The sequence below is a fragment of the Arthrobacter sp. 05L428 genome, from assembly GCF_056397665.1.
In genome coordinates this window covers 83,698-104,258 of record NZ_JBFTNW010000011.1, presented here as the reverse complement: position 1 = coordinate 104,258, position 20,561 = coordinate 83,698, and the positions used below count along the sequence as shown (strand labels likewise).

The window sequence follows — 20,561 nt, the reverse complement described above, 5'->3', positions numbered from 1 at the left end:
CTGCTCGGAGCCCAGGGCCGGATCCTGGACATCGGCCGCACCAGCCGGATCTTCCCGCCCCACCTCCGCAAAGCCATCACCGCCCGCGACCAGGGCTGCGCCTTCCCCGGCTGCACCATCCCCGCACCCTGGTGCGAAGCCCACCACATTAACTACTGGTCCACAGGCGGCACCACATCCACCGACAACGGAACGCTCCTCTGCTCCCACCATCACCACCTGACCCACAAAGAACAATGGACCATCCAGATCCGTGCCGGGATCCCGTGGTTCATCCCGCCACCCCACCTCGACCCACGCCAAACACCCCGAAGAAACCACTACTTCAGAAGCTGAACGGCGCACCCGGAGTTGCTGAACGGCGCACCCGGAGTAGCTGAACCACGCACCCGGAGTTGCTGAACGGCGTACCCGGCCGACCGGAATCCGAACGGTCACACGATAGGGGAGCCCAGCAGGGCCGCCGCGTCCGGCCGTGACTGCAGCGAAGGTGTCATGCCGCCTGGGCTCCGAGACCGACGACCCGAGACCGACGACCCGAGACGGACGACCCGAGACCGAAGTCCGAGAGGGAAGGCCGACGGCCGAAGACCTGCGGCCCGGGGCTGTGGACCGGACGTTGGGCCACGGAGGCGGCATCGGTCGCTAGAGGAACCGCACAGCAGATGCGATAGTGACGGGATGATTAACCAGCAACAGCTCTGGGACGACGAGACCGCGAGGAAGTACGACACGCCTGGAGAGGGAATGTTCGCGCCCGAGGTTCTCGGCCCCACGGTAGAGGTCCTGTCGGAGCTCGCGGGTGACGGTCCGGCCATCGAATTTGCCATTGGCACGGGCCGGGTTGCGATTCCGCTTTCGGAAGCGGGGGTTCAAGTCAGCGGTATCGAACTGTCCCACGCGATGATCTCCCGTTTGCGTGAGAAGGCCAGCGAACGCAACATTCCCGTCGTTCAGGGCGACATGACCGAGGCATTGGCGGGGGAGAACTTCTCGCTTGCATTCCTGGTGTTCAACACCATCGCCAACCTCTTGACGCAGGACGATCAGGTGCGCTGTTTCCAGAACGCTGCGCGTCATCTTGCGCCTGGCGGGCGCTTCGTCATAGAGCTCTGGGTGCCACAACTCCGCTCACTGTCGCCCGGCCACGGTGGGACGGTTGAAGAGAGCGAGCCCGGGTATCTCCTAGTCGATACCTACGATGTGCTGAATCAGCACGTCATCTCGCACCATGTGCGGTTCGCCCCGGAGCTAGCGGACGGTCAGGAGGCGCGGATCGGACGGACGCCGCACCGGTACGTCTGGCCCAGCGAGCTGGATCTCATGGCCCGGCTGGCCGGGTTCGAGTTGGAATCCAGGTGGGCGGACTGGGATGGCAGCGAGTTCACCGGAGAATCCCGCAGCCACGTCTCGGTGTACCGGCTTACTTCACCCTGAAGGACCGCTCAGCCGGTCTTGAAGGGGATCGGGGTGCCCGGCGGGAACGGGACAGTGCCCTGGTCCGGCGTCATCGTAAACCAACCGTCGTTTTGCTCGGTCAGGAAGAAGAGATGCCGGCCGCCGACGTCGAGCGGGTCGCCGTCGGGATAGGACTTTCCGCAAGTCACCGGCATGGACGCGATACGGACCGGGCCCTTGCCCAGGCTGCCTTTGAGCACTTTCTCCACTTCCACCACGTGGACATTGGCCTGGTAACCGTAGATCCGGATCTCACCGTCTCTCTGGAGGGGCGTGCCGACCAGGACCGCGCCGGCGTGGTCGAAGCGTTGTTGCATGGTCTCGAAGCGGACCCAGTCAACGCAGGCGTCCGTGCGGGTGACAGGCACCAGCCAACAGCCGCAAAGCAGCACGCCCAACACGACGCCGATCGTCGCTGTCCCCGCCAGTCTCCGCATGCTCGAACCTTAGCCGCCACCGGGAGTGCAGTCCATGAAAAGCGTTCTCCCAAGCGCCGCGACGGCAAGGGGCAATAGCCGCAGACCGGTGCTAGCGGATCAACGCGAAAACCCGCAACGGCTCAGGGCTGAAGTCAGCGCCTTCGGTGAAACCCAGGGCTTCGTAGAAGGCTCGCTGGCCCGGCTCGTTGTCGGTGAGGAGGACCGTCTGCCGGACGTGCCCGTACCGCGCCTGGACGGCTTCCAGCAGCGTCCTTCCCACACCGGTTCCTTGGAACGCCGGGTCCACGAGGATGTCCTGCAAGTAGCAGATGGTCGCATCGTCGGAGACGGCCCGGGCAAGCCCAACCAGTTCCCCTCCGACACTCCGGGCAGTGACCACAAACGAAGAATTCCGGATGGCCCGCACGAGCAGTCCCAGGTCCCGGGAGTAGGCGGCCCACCCGACGGATTCATAAAGCGCCAGCGCCTCGGCGTCGGTCACGTCGGCGCTGGCGGAGATAGAGAACTGGGGCATCGCACCAGTGTGGCATGCTGAACTTCGTGCACCCCCGGAATCCAACCGCTGCCCCCTCGCGAGTCCTCTTCTACGGCGTCACCGGGAGCGGGAAGTCCTCCGCCGCCCGTGCCTATGCGGCGAGAACGGGGCTCCCGGAGTTCTCTGCCGACGACGACATTGGCTGGCTTCCGGGCTGGCGGCAGCCGGACACCGCCGTGCAGCGGGAGCTCGCGGCGCGCATCGCCGGCCAGGATGAGTGGGTCCTGGACAGCGCCTATGGAGTGTGGCGTGACCTTGTTGTGCCGCGAGCGGAGCTGATTGTCGGACTGGACTATCCGCGCTGGCTTTCGCTGCTCCGGCTGCTCCGCCCTGGACTCGATCATCGGGTGGCATTTCCGCTCGTTCAGCCGCAAGCGACGGGTCATGCGCGAACTGGAGAGCAACCCTGGCACCGCCGAGGTCCGCATCTTCCGCCATCCGCGGGAACTCGAGGCGTGGCTCCAAGGGCTCCCGACAGCAGGCCCGAACCCAGCCGGGTAGTGCCAGCCCCGCTCCTGGAGGCCCAATCCAGCGTCAGCGGACGCTATTTCTTCCCGAACAGTCCGCCCAACAGTCCGCCGAGGCCGCCGTCGTTTTTCCGGGGCTCAGCGTCCTGCGGCGCCTCTTCCTGAGGCTGGCCCGGGAGGTCAATGTCGATCAGCTCACCCGGTCGCGGCTCACTGCCGGACGGCTGGACCTGCGGGACAGCCTGCGGCTGGAGCTCGGGCTCGGCGGCATTGCCGGCGTCCGGGGCTACAGCTTCATTGGCCGTCCGCTGCTGCCCGCCGCCAAGCATGCCCCCGAGGATGTCGCCCAGGCCGCCGCCGGCTGCGCCCGCGCCGCCGCCGAGAATTCCACCGAGGATGCCGCCCAGGTCAATGCCTCCGGCTCCGGCCCCGGTTCCGCCGCCGGCCTGGCCGCGACCGCCCAGGACCTTGTTGGCGAGGTAGGACATGACGATCGGCGCGAGCAGCGGCAGGAGCTTGCGGACCAGGTCCCCGCCCATGCCGCCGAGCTGCGCGGTTCCCGCCAGCTGGTTGGCGACCTGGTCCTGCAGGCCGCCAAAAACATGGTTGACGATCTTTTCGCCGTCGGCAGTGTCCACCTGCGCCGCATCGACGCCGCCGTCGACCAGCCCGTCGCGGTGCTGGCCGAGCGCGGACTCCAGCGAGGCCGCGCCCTCCGGAGCCTGTGCGTTGTTATGCAGTCCGGCGAGGAGCGTGGGCACGGCAGCCTCCACCGCGGCCTGGGCGGTCTGCCGGTCAGTCCCGAGCATGGCGGCAATTTGGTCTACCGGGATCTGCCCGAGGATGTCCTGAAGCTCAGTCATGGCGTTCTCCTTCAGCCGCGGGCCGGGCCGCGGACATTGTTGGCGGCGCCGGCAGCGTTGCCGTGGCCGAACTGGTGCCCTTGCATCGTAGCCCGGGGCGGGGGAGGCGGAAAGGCGTCCGCCGGGGCCCCGGGTGCCGTCCAAGAACCGGGCCGATAGCGGGTAATCTTAGAGAGTTCCGGAGCCGGTCCCAACCCTCCGGAGGAGTCAATGGCAGGCAGCAAAAGGCGAGGTAGATGGTCCACATCTGGAACGATCCGTCCGAAGTCCCGGCGGACTTCGGCCCGTCCGTGGTCACGTTCGGCAACTTCGACGGCGTGCACCGCGGCCACCAGCAGGTGCTCTCGCAGCTCATCCGTACCGCCCGCCTGAACCATGCCCGCGCCGTCGCCATCACCTTTGACCCGCACCCGGCGCAGGTCCACCGCCCCGAATCCGCCCCCGAGCTGATCATGGGCCTGGAGGACAAGCTCGTCGCCCTCGGCGAGGTGGGCCTCGACGCCGTCCTGGTGATGAAGTACTCGCTCGAACTGGCCAGCCTCACGCCGGAAGAGTTCGTCTCCTCCGTGCTGGTCGATGCGCTCAAGGCCAGCCACGTGGTGATCGGCCACGACGCCCGCTTCGGCCGCGGCAACTCCGGGGACCTGGACACCATGAAGGAACTGGGGGAGAAGCTCGGCTTCGAGGTCCAGGTCATCAGCGAGTTCGGTTCCGAAGGCTACCCGTTGCACGGACACCACGGCGGCGGACACGACGACGGCGGCGCGAGCGACCGCCGTTGTTCCTCCACCTGGGTCCGGGAAGCGCTGCGGGAGGGCGACGTCGCCACCGCCGCCGCCGTCCTGGGCCGGCCGCACCGGATGCGCGGCGAGGTGGTCCACGGGGCAGCTCGAGGCCGCGACCTCGGTTTCCCTACGGCCAACCTCTCCTCCGATGCCAGCGGCTACATCCCCGCGGACGGCATTTACGCCGGCTGGCTCGTGGACCAGGCCGGCACGCGGTGGCCCGCCGCCATTTCCGTGGGCTCCAACCCGACCTTCGACGGCGTTAGCCGGCAGGTCGAGGCGCACGTGATCGACCGCCCGGAAGAGGCCGTCGAGGACTTCGATCTGTACGGCCAGACAGTGGTGGTCGAGTTCGTGGCCCGTTTGCGCGGCATGGTCGCGTACCGTGGCCCTGAGGCGCTGGTTGAGCAGATGCGGCTGGACGTCGTGCAGGCGCACGACATCCTTTTCACCGGCTAGCGCGCCCCGTTTGGCAAGGAAGGCAAGACGTGACGATTGAGAAGAACACGCGGGAGCTGGACAAGGACATAGTCCGCGACTTCAGCGCCCGGATGAGCTACGCCTCGTACCTGCAGTTGCCGACGCTGCTCAGTGCCCAGCAGCCGGTCAGCGAGCCGGAGCACCACGACGAGATGCTGTTCATCATCCAGCACCAGACCACGGAACTGTGGCTCAAGCTCGTGCTGCACGAACTCCGCAGCGCGGCCGCCTGGCTGCGGGCGGACGACCTCGGCTCCGCGCTCAAGGCGATCGCCCGGGTCAAACACATCCAGAAAACCCTGACCGAGCAGTGGTCCGTGCTGGCCACGCTCACACCCACCGAGTACTCCCAGTTCCGCGGCTTCCTCGGCAACTCGTCCGGGTTCCAGTCCAGCCAGTACCGGGCGGTGGAATTCCTGCTCGGCAACAAGAACCGCAAAATGTTGCCGGTGTTCGAATCGGACCCCGAAGCCCACCGGATGCTCCAGGAACTCCTCGAAGCCCCGAGCATCTACGACGACTTCCTCGCCTACCTCAAGCGCCAGGGCTTCGACGTGCCGGCCTCGGTGCTCAACCGGGACGTGAGCCAGGCCCACGAGTTCTGCCCCGAGCTCGTCCCGGTGTTCAAGTACATCTACGAAAACGCCGCGAGCAACTGGGGTGCCTACGAAGCCTGCGAAGAACTCGTGGACCTGGAAGACAATTTCCAGCTCTGGCGCTTCCGGCACCTGCGCACCGTGCAGCGCACCATCGGCATGAAGGCCGGCACCGGCGGATCCAGCGGCGCCGCGTTCCTGCAAAAAGCCCTCGAACTGACCTTCTTCCCCGAGCTGTTCGCGGTCCGCACGGAGATCGGCCAGTGAGCGCCGAACCGGCGGCCCCCGCGGGCACCGATGCTCTCTGGCAGCGCGCGCTCGACCTCGACACCGCGGATCCCCTTGCCTCCTACCGCGAGCACTTCCTCGGCACCGATTCGGAGCTGTCCTACCTTGACGGCAACTCACTGGGCCGTCCGCTCAAACGGACCGTCACGGACATCAGCAGCTTCATCCAGGACAGCTGGGGCGGGCGCCTGATCCGCGGCTGGGACGAGGAATGGCTGGAGCTCCCGCAAGCAATCGGAGACCAGCTCGGCCGCGCCGTGCTCGGCGCCGCCCCTGGGCAGACCATCATCGCGGATTCCACCACGGTGGTGCTCTACAAGCTGATCCGCGCCGCGCTGGCCGCCGTCACCGACCCCAGCCGCACCGAGATCGTGCTGGACACGGACAACTTCCCGACCGACCGCTACCTCGTTGAAGGCATCGCCCGCGAGGAGGGCCTCACCCTGCGCTGGATCGAGGCGGACCCGGCCTCCGGCGTAACCGTGGAGCAGGTGCGCGCCGCCACCGGCCCGGCCACCGCCGTCGTGGTCCTGAGCCAGATCGCCTACCGCTCCGGATTCCTCGCGGACCTTCCGGGCATTACCGCCGCCGTGCACGACGCCGGCGCGCTTGTCGTGTGGGACCTGTGCCACTCCGCCGGTTCCGTGGAGATCGGCCTGGACGCCGCGGACGTGGACTTCGCCGCGGGTTGCACCTACAAGTATCTGAACGGGGGACCCGGCTCGCCCGCGTTCGCCTACGTCAACGCCCGGCACCTGCCCGGGCTGCAGCAGCCGATCTGGGGCTGGATGGGGCGCAAGGACGCCTTCGAAATGGGGCCCGGCTATGAGGCCGCTGCCGGCATCCGGGGTTTCCTCAGCGGCACCCCGGCCGTCTTCGGCATGCTCGCCATGCGCGGCACGCTGGACCTGCTCGAGGAAGTCGGCATGGCCGCCGTGCGGGAGAAGTCCCGGCTGCTGACCGCGTTCGCCGTCGAACTCCATGACGCCTGGCTGGAACCGGCCGGCGTGCGGCTGGCAACTCCGCGGGACCCGGAGCTGCGCGGCAGCCACATCACCGTGGACCACCCGGCCTTCCGGGAGATGACGGCGGTGCTGTGGGAGCAGGACGTGATCCCCGACTTCCGTGCACCGCAGGGCATCCGGATCGGTCTGTCGCCGCTGAGCACCTCGTTCGCCGAGCTGTACCGGGGCGTCGCGGCGATCCGCGGGCTGCTGGCAGACTCCGAGTAACGGTGGACGGCCCGCGGACTGTTTAGACAACTTCGACGGCGTGCCAGTAAACTAAACGTTGGATCCGGCTGCAGTCCGTGGCGGCTGGCTCTTGTTGTGCTGTGGAAGCCTTCCCAAGGGCGGGGATTTCCGGCGCGGCACACCCGGCAGTGAATTACTGATTCGGGCCTCACGGCACATCTCTAGGAGTTAACGTGGCACTTGAAGCCGCTGTAAAGCAGTCCATCATGAAGGATTTCGCAACGTCCGAGGGCGACACCGGCTCGCCGGAGGTCCAGGTTGCAGTCCTGACCCAGCGGATCAAGGATCTGACGGAGCACATGAAGGTGCACAAGCACGATTACCACACCCAGCGCGGTCTGCTGGCCATGGTTGGTCGTCGCAAGCGCATGCTCACCTACCTCAAGAACACTGACATCAACCGCTACCGTGCGCTCATCGAGCGCCTCGGCCTGCGCCGCTAGTCAGCTCTAGGGGGCGGCCCTTTCCATCGGAAGGGGCCGCCTTCTGCAAAAAAACTCAACAGGAGGATCAACCGCATCACGCATTCGCGGTCCTCGGTAGTGATCTCCGGGAACGGCTTCAAGGACTGAAGCCTTGGCCCGTGGGTCTCGATCGATGACCGGGTGCAGTGCAGTCCAGTAGACAGATGCTGGACTGGGTTGATGCGGCTGGACTCCGTAAATCAAGAAACGGAGGTGACTCTCTTGGAGGGTCCCGAAATCCAGTTCTCAGAAGCCGTCATTGACAATGGCCGCTTCGGCAAGCGGGTTATCCGCTTTGAAACCGGCCGTCTTGCCAAGCAGGCAGCCGGCGCAGCAATGGTCTACATCGATGAAGAGACCGCGCTGCTGTCCGCAACTACCGCCGGCAAGCACCCGCGCGAAGGTTTTGACTTCTTCCCGCTGACCGTCGACGTCGAAGAGCGCATGTACGCCGCGGGCCGCATCCCGGGCTCGTTCTTCCGCCGCGAAGGCCGTCCCTCGACGGAAGCCATCCTGGCCTGCCGCCTGATGGACCGCCCGCTGCGCCCCGCGTTCGTGAAGGGCCTCCGCAACGAGGTCCAGATCGTCGTCACCGTGCTGTCCATCAACCCGGACGAGCTGTACGACGTCGTCGCGATCAACGCGTCCTCGATGTCCACCCAGCTCTCCGGCCTGCCCTTCTCCGGCCCGATCGGCGGCGTCCGCGTTGCCCTCGTCGCCGACGAGCACGGCTCGCAGTGGGTTGCCTTCCCGAAGCACTCGCAGCTGGAGAACGCCGTCTTCAACATGGTTGTTGCCGGCCGCATCGCGGGCGACGACGTTGCGATCATGATGGTCGAAGCCGAAGCCACGGACAATTCCTGGAACCTGATCAAGGAACAGGGCGCCACCGCCCCGACCGAAGAGGTTGTTTCCGAGGGCCTCGAGGCCGCCAAGCCGTTCATCAAGGCTCTCTGCGAAGCGCAGTCCGACCTGGCAGCCCGCGCCGCCAAGCCGACCGTCGAGTTCCCGGTCTTCCTGGACTACCAGGACGACGTCTACGCCGCCGTCGAGTCCGCTGCCGCCGAGAAGCTGGCCGCTGTCTTCCAGATCGCCGACAAGCAGGAGCGCGACACCGCCTCCGACGAGCTGAAGGACGAGGTCACCTCTTCCCTGGCCGGCCAGTTCGAAGGCCGCGAGAAGGAACTGTCCGCAGCCTTCCGCTCCGTCACCAAGCAGGTCGTGCGCCAGCGCATCCTCAAGGACCAGATCCGCATCGACGGCCGCGGCCTGACGGACATCCGCCAGCTCACCGCCGAGGTCGAGGTCCTGCCCCGCGTCCACGGCTCGGCCATCTTCGAACGCGGCGAGACCCAGATCATGGGTGTCACCACGCTGAACATGCTCAAGATGGAACAGCAGATCGACTCGCTGTCTCCCGTGACGCGCAAGCGCTACATGCACAACTACAACTTCCCGCCGTACTCCACCGGCGAGACCGGCCGCGTCGGTTCGCCGAAGCGCCGCGAAATCGGCCACGGTGCCCTCGCAGAGCGCGCCATCATGCCGGTGCTGCCGTCCCGCGAGGAATTCCCCTACGCGATCCGCCAGGTATCTGAGGCTCTCAGCTCCAACGGTTCGACGTCGATGGGTTCCGTCTGCGCCTCCACGCTGTCCCTGCTGAACGCAGGCGTGCCGCTGAAGGCCGCCGTTGCCGGTATCGCCATGGGCCTGGTCTCCGACCAGGTTGACGGCCAGACCCGCTACGCAGCCCTGACCGATATCCTCGGCGCCGAAGATGCCTTCGGCGACATGGACTTCAAGGTTGCCGGTACCTCCGAGTTCGTCACGGCCATCCAGCTGGACACCAAGCTCGACGGTATCCCGGCGTCGGTCCTGGCCGCCGCCCTGAAGCAGGCCCGCGAGGCCCGCCTGCACATCCTGGACGTGCTGAACTCCGCGATCGACACCCCGGACGAGCTCTCCGAGTTCGCGCCGCGCGTCATCGCGGTCAAGATCCCGGTAGACAAGATCGGCGAGGTCATCGGCCCGAAGGGCAAGATGATCAACCAGATCCAGGAAGACACCGGAGCCGACATCTCGATCGAGGACGACGGAACTGTCTACATTGGCGCCACGAACGGCCCGTCTGCCGATGCAGCACGGTCCGCGATCAACGCCATCGCCAACCCGCAGGTCCCGGAAATCGGCGAGCGTTACCTGGGCACGGTCGTCAAGACCACGACCTTCGGCGCCTTCGTTTCCCTGACCCCGGGCAAGGACGGTCTGCTGCACATCTCCGAGCTGCGCAAGATCGCCGGCGGCAAGCGCGTGGACAACGTTGAAGACGTTGTTTCCGTTGGACAGAAGATCCAGGTGGAAATCACCAAGATCGACGACCGCGGAAAGCTCTCCCTCTCGCCCGTCGTGGCCGATGAGGAAGGGTCTGCGGACGCTGCCAACACTGAGGTCTCCGAGGAGTCCGCAGAGTAGTCTTTCCTGACCCAAGCAGCGGGGCCGGTGGATTCGTCCACCGGCCCCGCTGCCGTTAAAGGCAGGTAGGATTGCAGGCAGATTTGGCACGTTTCCCGTGACGGTTTTATTGAAAGGCCTTAATGACTGTCGTACCCCTGCCGCTTGAGCAGAACCAGCACGCTGACACCCTCATCCACGGAGCCGACGGCGGCTCGCAGGTGCGTCGGTCGGTACTGCCCGGCGGCGTCCGGGTGCTGACCGAGGCAATGCCGGGGCAGCGCTCCGCGACCATCGGTTTCTGGGTCGGCGTCGGCTCGCGTGATGAGGCCCCCGGGCAGCACGGCTCCACCCACTTCCTGGAGCACCTGCTGTTCAAGGGCACCAAGCGGCGCACCGCGCTGGAAATCGCCTCCGCCTTCGACGAGGTGGGCGGGGAATCGAACGCCGCCACCGCCAAGGAGAGCACCTGCTACTTCGCCCGGGTGCTGGACACGGACCTTCCGATGGCCATCGACGTCATCGCGGACATGATCACCGGCGCCGTGCTGGACCCGCAGGAGATGGAGCAGGAGCGCGACGTCATCCTTGAGGAAATCGCCATGGACAGCGACGATCCCACCGACGTCGCGCACGAACACTTCGTCGCCGCGGTCCTCGGCACGCACCCGCTCGGCCGCCCGATCGGCGGCACGCCGGATGCCATCCGCGCCGTTGCCCGCGACTCGGTCTGGGACCACTACCGCCGCTACTACCGACCGGATGAGCTGGTCATCACCGCCGCCGGGGGACTGGACCACGACGTCGTCTGCGAACTCGTGGTGCACGCTTTGCACTCCGCCGGCTGGGAACTCGAACACGACGCCGCCCCCGTGCAGCGCCGCTCCACCGAACGCGCCTCGATCACCGGCACCGCGGGATTGCACGTGGTCAAGCGCCCGGTGGAACAGGCCAACATCATCATGGGCTGCCCGTCCCTGGTAGCCACCGATGACCGGCGCTTCGTGATGAGCGTGCTCAACGCCGTGCTGGGCGGCGGCATGTCATCGCGGCTGTTCCAGGAGGTCCGCGAGAAGCGCGGCCTGGTGTACTCGACCTACTCCTTCGCCTCCTCCTACGCCGACGCCGGCTACTTCGGCATGTACGCCGGGTGCACGCCGTCAAAGGTCCGGCAGGTCCTGGAGCTCCTCGGCGCCGAGCTGGACAAACTGGCCGAGGGCGGCATCTCCGAAGAGGAACTGCGCAAGGCCGTCGGCCAGCTCAGCGGTGGCATCGTCCTGGCCCTGGAAGACACCGGTTCGCGGATGTCCCGGCTGGGCCGCGCCGAACTGGTCTCCGGCGAGTACCAGGACATCGATGAGACCCTGCGGCAGATCAAAGCTGTCACCGCGGCCGAGGTCCAGGAGCTGGCGCGCGAACTCGCGGCCGCCCCGCGGACCGTCACGGTGGTAGGTCCCTTCGAGGAAACCGAGACGTTCGGCCTCTAAGCCGGTCCTCCCGCAGCTCGGGAGGGGTAATTGCCGATCCTCCCGCAGCTCAGGCGGCGACGGGCGCGGGCTCCGGGACGCGGCGGCACACCGTGGTCATGAAAGGGCTGAAGTCGCTCGCGCTCCCTAGCCGCAGCCCGGCGGAGTGCGTCAGCTGGCCGTTCTCAACCCGCAGGGTGTGCCGGGCGGTACCGCGGTCGCTGCGCCGTTCGATGGTCAGGGTGCCGTCGTGCCAGCTGGCCCGGGCGGGCGCCTCCGGGGGCAGGCCCATGCTGTTGACGTGGTACCAAAGCGTATCGGGATGGTCGGGGTCCATGGTGAACACCCCGACGCCCTCGGTCTTGGCGCCGTCGGCGCCGGTATGGCGGTAGCTCATGGTCACAGCCAGGCCGGCTGCGGCGCGGGCGAAAACGACCTCGGCCGCGGCGGCCCGGGCGGGACCCCAGGCGGTGGCTTCCCACTGGGTGGTGCCGCTCCATTGCCCCAGGAATGCCTCAAGGGCCTCGTGTGCGCTGCCTGGCAGCGGTCGATCCATGCTTCCTCCGACTGGGCTTCGCTTCGGCTGGCCCCGCCACCATCATCACGCCGTGCCCCGCGGCTGTAAAGGATCGGACCCGATTGGGATCCGGGGGAGGGCTCGACGGTCCCGCTCCGGATCCGGGGGAGTGGCGGATGTTCCGCACCCTTCTGCGGGAGGGCCGTTGACGCACGCGGCGCCGGAAAGTTGCCGTTTCGTTACCGGGGCTGCCCCGAATCCCATTGACATGGTGTGAGCCGCATCATAGGTTTGCCGTAATCTGAATCACCTTTCAGGTTCAGCTGCTACCTCCTGTCGGATCTCCTGCTGAGATTCCGCGGATTCTCAACGAAAGGCATCCCGTGACGGATACAAAGAAGTTCCTGATGGCCGCCGTGATGGCCACGGGGCTCGCCCTCAGCGCCTGTGCGCCCACCGCCGGGTCGGCTGCGCCGGCGGGCTCCGGCGGTGCCGGCAAAGCCGAGCCCGTCAACGTCGGCATCATCTATTCCAAGACCGGACCGCTCGCGGCGTACGGGGCGACTTACTACGAGGGCCTCCAGGCCGGCATTGACTACGCGACCGGCGGCACCGGCGAGATCAACGGCGCCAAGATCAACCTGACCTACGCGGACGACGCCGGCGACCCGGACAAGGCCGTCACCGCCGCCAAGGACATGATCGGCAAGGGCTACAAGATTATTGGCGGCACCGCGTCGTCAGGAATCGCCGTGAAGCTCGCGGAGCAGGCCCAGCAGAACAAGGTGCTATACATCTCCGGGGCAGCGGCCACCGACGCCATCCAGGGCGTTAACAAGTACACCTTCCGTTCCGGCCGGCAGAGCCTGCAGGACGTCGCCACCGCCGGTACCTTTATCAACACCAACGGCAAGAAGGTCGTCGTCTTTGCGCAGGACAACGCGTTCGGCCAGGGCAACGTCGCCGCCGTTAAGGCTGTCCTCGGAGCCAAGGGCGCCACTGTTGGCTCGGTCCTGGTCCCGGAAAACCAGGAATTGACCCCGTTTGCCCGTCAGCTCCTCGACACCAAGCCGGATATGGTTTTCGTGGCCTGGGCCGGGGCAACCACCGGCAGCATGTGGCAGGCACTGAGCCAGCAGGGCGTCTTCGACGCCGCCCCCGTCGTGACCGGCCTGGGCGACGCGTCCAGCTTCGGCGCCTATGGCCCGGCGAGCTCCAAGATCAGCTTCCTCAGCCACTACTTCCCGGGTGCCTCAGGCACCGAGGTGGAAAAGAAGATGATCGCCGCCGTCGAGAAGGCCGGCCACAAGGCCGACCTGTTCACCCCGGACGGCTTCGTCCTTGGCCAGCTGATCGCCCAGGCGATCAAGGAAGGCGGCGGGACGGACCCTGACGCCATGGTCAAGGCTCTCGAAGGCTTCAGCTTCGATGGCCCCAAGGGCAAGGAAACCGTGCGCGCGTCGGACCACGCCCTGGTCCAGGACATGTACCAGGCCAAGCTGGTCCAGAAGGGCGCCACCTGGGCTCCCGAGCTCGTCAAGGTGGTTCCCGGCGACACGGTCGCGCCGCCGGAAAAGAAGTAGCCGCCCGGCCCGTTGGGGCCAGGCACCCTTCCCCGGACCAGACCGCGAGAAACGAAGGAACCGTATGACAACCCCAGCCCTGCCCGCCCTTGCGGTGGATGGCCTTGGTCTGCAGATCGGCGGTGCGCGCATCCTCCAGGATGTGGGCTTCGCCGTCGGCGCCGGCGAGATGATCGGCGTCATCGGCCCCAACGGGGCCGGCAAGACCACCTTGTTCAACCTGATCTCCGGCGTGCTGCGGCCCACCGCGGGCAGCATTACGCTGAACGGCAGGGAGATCACGGCCGCGCCTATCCACCGCCGGGCCAAGGCAGGGCTGGGACGGACCTTCCAGACCTCCAACCTGTTTCCCCGGCTGAGCGTGCTGGAGAACGTCCGGCTCGCGGCCCAGGCGAAACTGGGCGGCAGCTTCAGCGTTCTGCGCTTTCCGTCGGCGTCGGACGAGGCCACCCGGATCGCGCGGGGCACCATCGCGGAGGTCGGCCTCACCGGCAAACTCACGACGGCGGCGGGGGACCTCTCGCACGGCGAGAAGCGCAAGGTCGAAATCGCCGTACTGCTGGCGACGGATCCCGCCGTCGTCCTGCTCGACGAACCGATGGCCGGGGTGGCGTCGGGGGACGTCCCGTCCCTCACCGCGATCATCCGGGGAATGCACCGGGACCGCGGCTGCACCGTGATGATGGTCGAGCACCACATGGACGTCGTGCTGGGCCTGGTGGACAGGGTGGCCGTGATGCACCACGGCAGCCTGTTGGCCCTGGACAGCCCGGCCGCCGTTATGGCCGATCCCACCGTGCAAAGCGCCTACCTCGGAGAACCCGTATGAGCCCCGCCGCCGAAGCCCCGCCCATCCTGCGGGTCGAGGGCCTCAATGCCAGGATCGCCGGGCAGCAGGTGGTGGAGGATGTGTCCTTCACCGTCCCCGCGACCGGAATCACCGCATTGCTGGGCCGCAACGGCGTCGGGAAAACCAGCACCATCAAGGCCATCATCGGCCTGATCGACCGCGCGGGCATTGTCGAACTGGCCGGCGAACGGATAGAGAAGGAAGCGACCTTCAAGATCATTCAGCGCGGTGTTGGTTACGTCCCGGAGGACCGTGAGGTCTTTTCCGGGCTGACGGTCGCGGAGAACCTCCGGCTCGCGGAACGCGATGCCGCCCCGCGCCGGCAACTGGTAGAGGAACTCTTCCCGGACCTGCTGGCGCGCTCCGCCCAGATGGCCGGGACGCTGTCCGGCGGCCAGCAGCAGATGGTCTCGCTGGCACGGGCCCTGCTGAACACCAACAAGATCCTGCTGGTCGACGAGCCCACCAAGGGCCTCGCTCCCAAGATCGTCGGTGAGGTGGCGGAGACCCTGGCCGAGGCAGCCAGGACCGTCCCGATCCTGCTCGTCGAGCAGAACCTCCACGTGGTCCGCCAGCTGGCCGAGGGCGCCGTCGTGCTCTCCGGCGGACGCGTGGTCCACACCGGCCGCGCCCTCGACTTCCTCGATGACGCGGTGCTGATCCAACGGCATCTGGGTGTCTCCAGCGAGACCGCGTCTCACCGGGACCCCGCCATGGAACCCGCCGCGGACCCCGCCGAGAAAGGCGCTGCCCTGTGAGCACCCTCGTCCTGCTGTTGTTCACCGGCCTCGGCCTGGGTGCACTGTACTTCCTCGTTGCTGCCGGCCTGTCCCTGATCTACGGGCTAATGGGGGTGCTGAACTTCGCGCACGGCGCCTTCCTGACCCTGGGTGCCTTTACCGGCTGGGAAATGGCCCGCCGTGCCGGCTCTGACAACTGGGGAATCTTCCTGCTGTCACTCGTCGTCGGGGCCGCCGCCGGCGCTGCGTTTGCCGCGTTCACCGAGTTCGTCCTGATCCGCAGGCTCTACCAGCGCCACATCGAGCAGGTGCTCGTCACGCTGGGCCTGTCCCTCGCCGCCGTCGCGCTGTTTGACGGCACGTGGGGAACCGACCCGGTGTACATCCAGGGCCCTGCGTGGTTCAAGGACACTACCGACATCCTTGGCGCGCGGGTCCCCAACGACCGTTTCGTCTGCATCATCGCCGCCCTGTTGGTGCTGCTGGCGCTGGTGTTTTTCCTCAAAAAGACCCGCTACGGCATGATCATCCGCGCAGGCGTCGAAAACCGGTCCATGGTCACCGCCCTCGGCATCGACGTCCGCAAGGCCTTCACCCTCGTCTTCACCATCGGCGGGGCGGCGGCGGGCCTCGGCGGGGTTCTCGCCTCGCACTACTTCGGCTACGTCTCACCGATGCTCGGCGGCTCGCTGCTGATCTTCGCCTTCATCGTCACGGTGATCGGCGGCCTCGGCTCGTTGACCGGCGCGGCCATCGCCGCCGTCGCCGTCGCTATCCTGCAGCAGTTCGCCAACTTCTACCTCGGCGGCACCGGTGACTTCGTCGTCGTACTGGCGCTGGCCCTCGTGCTGCTGTTCCGTCCCACCGGCCTGCTTGGGAGAACCGCATGACCACCGAAACTGACCCCAACAGCACCGACGGCACCAACATCGACGGCACCAACTCAGGACAGCCGGCGGCCGACGGCGCCGACGCCCGCCAGAGCCGGAAAGCCGCCGCGCAGGGAGGACCCCGCACCCCTTCCGACGGCGCACGCCCCGTCCCCGCGGGCCGCCGCCTCGCAGCGCGGGCCGCGGGCGCAGCCGGAGTACTGCTCCTGGTCCTGCTTCCGCTGCTGAACATCTCCTTGCCAGGCGTGCTGCCCGGCCCCAGCTACACGCCCGGGTCCCTGCAGTTGCTGGCCATGTGCATGCTGATGGCAGCCGCCGCCCTGACCTACCACCTGCTCCTCGGCGTTGCCGGGCTGCTGTCCTTCGGGCACGCGCTCTACTTCGGCGCCGGGGTCTATGGCCTGGCGATCATTCTGCAGAACCTGGACATCCCGCTGCTGCCGGCCATGGGGCTCACGCTGCTGATAGTGGTCGTACTGGCCCACGTGGTGGGCAGCATCAGCCTGCGCGTCAGCGGCATCCCCTTCGCCATGGTCACGCTCGCGTTCGCCCAGGCCGGCTCGGTGATCGTCGGCCGTAACCCCGACGGCCGGACCGGCGGCGACGAGGGTATGACGCTGCGCACCGACAACCTGCCGGACTTCCTGGTGGGGGTGGTCAACACCCGCAACCTGTACTGGCTGGCACTGGCCGTGCTGGTTGCCGTGTTCGTCATCGTCACCTGGGTGCAGTCCTCCCGGGCCGGTCACACCGCGGCCGCCGTGCGCGAAAACGAACTGCGCGTCCGGGTCCTGGGCCTGCAGCCATACCTCGTGAAGCTGCTGATCTTCGTTCTCTCCGCGATCCTGGTCTGCGTGATCGGCATGGTCTTCCTGCTGCTGCAAAGCGGGGCCGTGCCGCGGGCCATCTCCTCGGACCTCACCATCATGCTGCTGGTGATGGTGGTCCTGGGCGGCGTGGGCTCGCGCTGGGGCGCTGTGGTCGGCGGCGTGTTCTACACCATCCTCGACCAGCGGCTTACGACACTCGCCAACTCCGAGGCCGTGAAATCCCTTCCGGACATCCTGCGGGTACCGTTGTCAGAACCGTTGTTCATCCTCGGCACGCTCTTCATCCTGGTGGTGCTCTTCCTCCCCGGCGGCCTCGCCGGAACCGCCGAGCGGCTGGCGCAGCGCCGCAGGGGCACCCGTGCCGGCAGCAGCGGTATCGAGACGCCCCAAAACATCCTGGAGGACGCCGCATGAGCAACCCGACCGGTCCGAACCAGGCCGACGGCCTGCACACCCTGGGCCGCTGGACCACCGACCGCAGCCTTTCCACGCCGCACCGGGTCGCCATCGACGACCGCGGCTGCACCCTGCTCTACAGCGAGCTGGAACGCCGTGCCTCGGCTCTTGCTGCCGGGTTCCGTGCCGCCGGTTACGCGATCGGGGACCGGATCGCGAGCCTCACCGGCAACAGCTCGGACCATGTGGTGGCCTTCTTTGCCTGTGCCAAGGCCGGGCTGGTCCTGGTCCCGCTGTCCTGGCGGCTCTCGCCCCGGGAACTCGCGGCGCAGCTCGAACTCGCCGAGCCCCAGCTGCTGCTGGTGGAAGGCGAGCTCGACTCGCTCGCCGCGGCGGCGTGCGCACTGCTGCCGCACCGGCCGCGGACCGCTGCCCTGGGCCCCGGCGGCGTCGAAAGGGCCGTCCCGCTGCCCTCGCGCGTGCGGCCGGCGCCCTCGGCCGACGCCGGCGCGCCACGCCGGGACGTGCGCGACGACGACGCCCTGCTGATGATTTTCACCTCCGGCACCGAGGGGGCCAGCAAGGCCGCCGTCCTGACCCACGCCAACTGTTTCTGGAACAACCTCTCGCTCTCGCGGACCCTGGACATGGGCAGCAATGACGTGGTGCTGGCCGTGCTCCCGCAGTTCCATGTGGGCGGCTGGAACATCCAGCCGCTGCTGGCATGGTGGGTCGGCGCCACCGTGGTGCTGGAACGCGGGTTCGATCCGGGCCGCGTGCTGCAGCTCATCGCCGAGCGGGGCGTGACCATGCTGATGGGTGTCCCCACCCAGTACCTGATGCTGGCCGAACACCCGGACTTTGCCCGGGCCGAACTCGGCAGCCTGCGCCACGCCGTGGTGGGCGGGGCGCCGATGCCGGCGCCGCTGCTGCGGATCTGGCACCGCCGGGGAGTGGCCCTGAGCCAGGGCTACGGCCTGACGGAGGCCTCGCCCAATGTGCTGTGCCTGCCGAACGAGGACGCCGAACGGATGGTGGGCTACTCCGGCAAGCCGTATCCGCACGTCGCCGTCGCCGTGGCGGACCCGGTCACCGGAGAAATCCTCGACGGCGCCGCCAGCGGCGAGCTGCTGGTCGGGGGCCCGGGCGTATTTGCCGGCTACTTCCGCGATCCCGCCGCCACGGCTGCCGTCCTCGCCGGCGGCTGGCTGCGCACCGGCGACCTGGTGGAGCGCGACGCCGAGGGGTACATCAAAGTCGTGGACCGGCTCAAGGACATCTACATCTCCGGCGGCGAGAACGTGGCCCCGGCCGAGGTCGAGGCCGCCCTGCTGGGCCACCCGGCGGTGGCGCAGGCCGCCGTCGTCGGGGTGGAGGACGCACGCTGGGGCGAAAGCGGCATGGGCTTCGTCGTGGTCCGTCCCGGGATGGCCACCGACGAGCAGGAGCTGCTGGAACACTGCGCCTCCCAGCTGGCCCGCTTCAAGGTCCCGGCCCGGATCGAGCTGGTCCCAGCGCTGCCACGCACCGCACTGAACAAGGTACTCCGCGCCAAGCTGCGCCAGGACCTGGCCGGTCGCGGCTCCGCGGCAGGGGGACGGGCATGAGCGCCGCGCCGCGCACCGCCCGCGGCACCCGCACCCGGGCCAAGCTGCTCGAGGCCGCGGAGTCCGTCTTCGCCTCAGTGGGCTACCACGAAGCCTCGATCGTCAAGATCACGGAGGCGGCCGGCGTCGGCCTCGGCACCTTTTACCTGTACTTTGACGGCAAACAGGCCATCTTCGACGAAGTGGTCGAGGACCTGAACCGGCGCGTCCGGCACGCCATGACCGATGCGGCCAAGAGCGCAGGTACCCGGCTCGAGGCGGAACGGGCCGGCTTCCGGGCCTTCTTCCGCTTCACCGCGCAGCACCCCGCCCTGTACCGGATCATCCGGCAGGCCGAGTTCGTCTCGCCCGGCGCGCTGCGTCTGCACTACACCCGGGTCGTGAACGGCTACATCGAGGGCCTGAAGGCGGCCCAGCTCAGCGGCGAGGTCCGGGAGATGGACCCCACCGTCGCGGCCTGGGCCCTGATGGGCATCGGTGAGCTGATCGGCATGCGCTGGGTCCTTTGGGACGAGGAGGGTGCCGAACCCGCCACCGGCGCCCGGCCCGACGTACCCGAAGAAGTCTTCGAGGAGATGATGCAGTTCATCGAACGGGCCCTTGCGCCCTCGCCCGGTTCCGCGCCAGGAACGGCCGCGAACCCCACACCGCCCCAGGAAGGGACAGCCCCATGACCCAGACAGCCAGCAAGGACACGTACCGCACCGCCGAAGTGGAGGTCCGCGGCGGCACGCTGCACACCGCCATCTGGGGCCCGGACGAACCCGACGCCCCGACCATCCTCGCCGTCCATGGGGTCACCGCCTCGCACAAGGCCTGGCCGTACCTGGCCGAGGCGCTGCCCGACGTCCGGATCATCGCCCCGGACCTGCGCGGACGCGGCCGCAGCAATGCTCTTCCCGCCCCGTACGGGATGCCCTCGCACGCGGAGGACCTCGCCGCGGTGCTGGCGGCGCTGGCCCCGGGGCCGGTCGTCGTCGTGGGGCATTCGATGGGCGCCTTCGCCTCGCTCGTCCTGGCGAACCTGTTCCCGGAGCGCGTCCGCTCCCTGGTGCTGGTGGACGGCGGACTGCCGCTCCAGGTCCCGGAGGGGATTTCCGACGAGCAGCTCATCTCCTCGGTGCTCGGCCCGGCTGCCGAGCGCCTCAACGCCACGTTCCCTAGCCGCGAGGTGTACCGGTCCTTCTGGCGGCAGCACCCGGCGTTCAGCGCCGGCTGGGGGCCGCTCGTGGAAGCCTACGTTGACTACGACCTCACCGGCGAGGAGCCGGAACTGCGGCCCGCCACGCGCTATCAGGCGATGGCCGAGGACACCGCGGAACTGCACCGGGGCGCCTCGCTGCTCAAGGCGCTGGCCGAACTCGCCGTGGACACCGTGGTCCTCCGGGCGCCGCGCGGGCTGCTGAACGAGCCGGCCGCCCTTTACGCGCCCGGCTACCTGGACGACTGGGCCGCGAAGCTGCCGTCCCTGCGGGTCCGGGAGGTGCCGGATGTCAACCATTACACGATCGTGATGGGCGAGGCCGGCGCCGCGGCCGTGGCCGAAAGCGTGCGGGAGGCCCTGGCCGGCAGTTGAGGGAGCCTGTGGACGGCGCCTAGCCG

At 67.9% G+C, this 20,561-nt stretch carries 20 protein-coding genes; 16 read left to right on the top strand and 4 right to left on the bottom strand.

The genetic code is table 11. The annotated features are described in order from the left end of the window. Both AC1DH3_RS16320 and AC1DH3_RS16315 read left to right on the top strand, forming a co-directional pair. Positions 1 to 336 (top strand): HNH endonuclease signature motif containing protein (locus AC1DH3_RS16320; RefSeq protein WP_476909770.1); only part of this gene is annotated, 336 nt, incomplete at its 5' end. Positions 337 to 681: 345 nt separating this feature from the next. Continuing rightward, entirely contained in the window at positions 682 to 1,437 is a 756-nt protein-coding gene (locus tag AC1DH3_RS16315) for a class I SAM-dependent methyltransferase (RefSeq protein ID WP_441419373.1), read from the top strand. A gap of 8 nt (positions 1,438 to 1,445) precedes the next feature. Here AC1DH3_RS16315 and AC1DH3_RS16310 read toward each other — a convergent pair whose 3' ends face one another. The 3 genes from AC1DH3_RS16310 to AC1DH3_RS16300 all read right to left on the bottom strand — a co-directional run bounded on the left by AC1DH3_RS16310 (position 1,446) and on the right by AC1DH3_RS16300 (position 3,763). After that, the gene (locus tag AC1DH3_RS16310; protein ID WP_476893617.1) at positions 1,446 to 1,895 is read right to left on the bottom strand and encodes an MBL fold metallo-hydrolase; all 450 of its coding nucleotides are present in this window, start codon (positions 1,893 to 1,895) and stop codon (positions 1,446 to 1,448) included. A gap of 91 nt (positions 1,896 to 1,986) precedes the next feature. Further along, positions 1,987 to 2,412, bottom strand: a complete 426-nt coding sequence (locus AC1DH3_RS16305) for a GNAT family N-acetyltransferase (protein WP_441419375.1) — start codon at positions 2,410 to 2,412, stop codon at positions 1,987 to 1,989. A gap of 565 nt (positions 2,413 to 2,977) precedes the next feature. Then, a complete protein-coding gene (locus AC1DH3_RS16300; RefSeq protein WP_476909769.1) occupies positions 2,978 to 3,763 on the bottom strand; it encodes a DUF937 domain-containing protein in 786 nt (261 codons plus the stop codon). 236 nt (positions 3,764 to 3,999) lie between these two features. Between AC1DH3_RS16300 and AC1DH3_RS16295 the strand changes: the two genes are divergently transcribed. The 6 genes from AC1DH3_RS16295 to AC1DH3_RS16270 all read left to right on the top strand — a co-directional run bounded on the left by AC1DH3_RS16295 (position 4,000) and on the right by AC1DH3_RS16270 (position 11,567). After that, positions 4,000 to 5,007, top strand: coding sequence for a bifunctional riboflavin kinase/FAD synthetase (locus AC1DH3_RS16295; protein ID WP_441419378.1), 1,008 nt, complete (start codon positions 4,000 to 4,002; stop codon positions 5,005 to 5,007). A gap of 29 nt (positions 5,008 to 5,036) precedes the next feature. Beyond that, a complete protein-coding gene (kynA, locus tag AC1DH3_RS16290; protein WP_476893613.1) occupies positions 5,037 to 5,891 on the top strand; it encodes a tryptophan 2,3-dioxygenase in 855 nt (284 codons plus the stop codon). Beyond that, positions 5,888 to 7,144: a kynureninase gene (locus AC1DH3_RS16285; protein WP_476909768.1), complete on the top strand. Its 1,257-nt coding sequence runs from the start codon at positions 5,888 to 5,890 to the stop codon at positions 7,142 to 7,144. The genes kynA and AC1DH3_RS16285 overlap by 4 nt, the downstream gene beginning before the upstream one ends. Before the next feature lie 194 nt (positions 7,145 to 7,338). Next, positions 7,339 to 7,608, top strand: coding sequence for a 30S ribosomal protein S15 (gene rpsO / locus AC1DH3_RS16280; protein WP_290258342.1), 270 nt, complete (start codon positions 7,339 to 7,341; stop codon positions 7,606 to 7,608). A 243-nt stretch (positions 7,609 to 7,851) separates the two neighbouring features. Next, positions 7,852 to 10,101: a polyribonucleotide nucleotidyltransferase gene (locus AC1DH3_RS16275; RefSeq protein WP_441419447.1), complete on the top strand. Its 2,250-nt coding sequence runs from the start codon at positions 7,852 to 7,854 to the stop codon at positions 10,099 to 10,101. Positions 10,102 to 10,223: 122 nt separating this feature from the next. Continuing rightward, positions 10,224 to 11,567, top strand: coding sequence for a M16 family metallopeptidase (locus AC1DH3_RS16270; protein WP_441419381.1), 1,344 nt, complete (start codon positions 10,224 to 10,226; stop codon positions 11,565 to 11,567). A gap of 49 nt (positions 11,568 to 11,616) precedes the next feature. Here the strand turns inward: AC1DH3_RS16270 and AC1DH3_RS16265 are convergent, their stop codons facing one another. Then, on the bottom strand, positions 11,617 to 12,102 hold the full coding sequence (locus tag AC1DH3_RS16265; RefSeq protein ID WP_441419382.1) for a DUF1579 domain-containing protein: 486 nt from the start codon (positions 12,100 to 12,102) through the stop codon (positions 11,617 to 11,619). A gap of 344 nt (positions 12,103 to 12,446) precedes the next feature. Here AC1DH3_RS16265 and AC1DH3_RS16260 point away from each other — a divergent pair, with 344 nt between their 5' ends. From AC1DH3_RS16260 to AC1DH3_RS16225, 8 genes are all read left to right on the top strand, one after another. Beyond that, positions 12,447 to 13,646: a substrate-binding domain-containing protein gene (locus tag AC1DH3_RS16260; protein ID WP_476909767.1), complete on the top strand. Its 1,200-nt coding sequence runs from the start codon at positions 12,447 to 12,449 to the stop codon at positions 13,644 to 13,646. A 64-nt stretch (positions 13,647 to 13,710) separates the two neighbouring features. Beyond that, the gene (locus AC1DH3_RS16255) at positions 13,711 to 14,475 is read left to right on the top strand and encodes an ABC transporter ATP-binding protein (protein ID WP_476893609.1); all 765 of its coding nucleotides are present in this window, start codon (positions 13,711 to 13,713) and stop codon (positions 14,473 to 14,475) included. Continuing rightward, the gene (locus AC1DH3_RS16250) at positions 14,472 to 15,254 is read left to right on the top strand and encodes an ABC transporter ATP-binding protein (protein WP_476909766.1); all 783 of its coding nucleotides are present in this window, start codon (positions 14,472 to 14,474) and stop codon (positions 15,252 to 15,254) included. Before AC1DH3_RS16255 ends, AC1DH3_RS16250 begins: the two co-directional genes overlap by 4 nt. Then, positions 15,251 to 16,126 (top strand): branched-chain amino acid ABC transporter permease, encoded by an 876-nt coding sequence (locus tag AC1DH3_RS16245; protein ID WP_476909765.1) that lies wholly within the window; start codon positions 15,251 to 15,253, stop codon positions 16,124 to 16,126. Before AC1DH3_RS16250 ends, AC1DH3_RS16245 begins: the two co-directional genes overlap by 4 nt. After that, on the top strand, positions 16,123 to 17,370 hold the full coding sequence (locus AC1DH3_RS16240; protein WP_476909764.1) for a branched-chain amino acid ABC transporter permease: 1,248 nt from the start codon (positions 16,123 to 16,125) through the stop codon (positions 17,368 to 17,370). The genes AC1DH3_RS16245 and AC1DH3_RS16240 overlap by 4 nt, the downstream gene beginning before the upstream one ends. Further along, positions 17,367 to 18,959, top strand: coding sequence for a class I adenylate-forming enzyme family protein (locus AC1DH3_RS16235; protein WP_476909763.1), 1,593 nt, complete (start codon positions 17,367 to 17,369; stop codon positions 18,957 to 18,959). The genes AC1DH3_RS16240 and AC1DH3_RS16235 overlap by 4 nt, the downstream gene beginning before the upstream one ends. Further along, positions 18,956 to 19,633 (top strand): TetR/AcrR family transcriptional regulator, encoded by a 678-nt coding sequence (locus tag AC1DH3_RS16230; RefSeq protein ID WP_441419383.1) that lies wholly within the window; start codon positions 18,956 to 18,958, stop codon positions 19,631 to 19,633. The genes AC1DH3_RS16235 and AC1DH3_RS16230 overlap by 4 nt, the downstream gene beginning before the upstream one ends. Continuing rightward, on the top strand, positions 19,630 to 20,535 hold the full coding sequence (locus tag AC1DH3_RS16225; protein ID WP_476909762.1) for an alpha/beta hydrolase: 906 nt from the start codon (positions 19,630 to 19,632) through the stop codon (positions 20,533 to 20,535). Before AC1DH3_RS16230 ends, AC1DH3_RS16225 begins: the two co-directional genes overlap by 4 nt. The last annotated feature ends 26 nt before the right edge of the window (positions 20,536 to 20,561 follow it).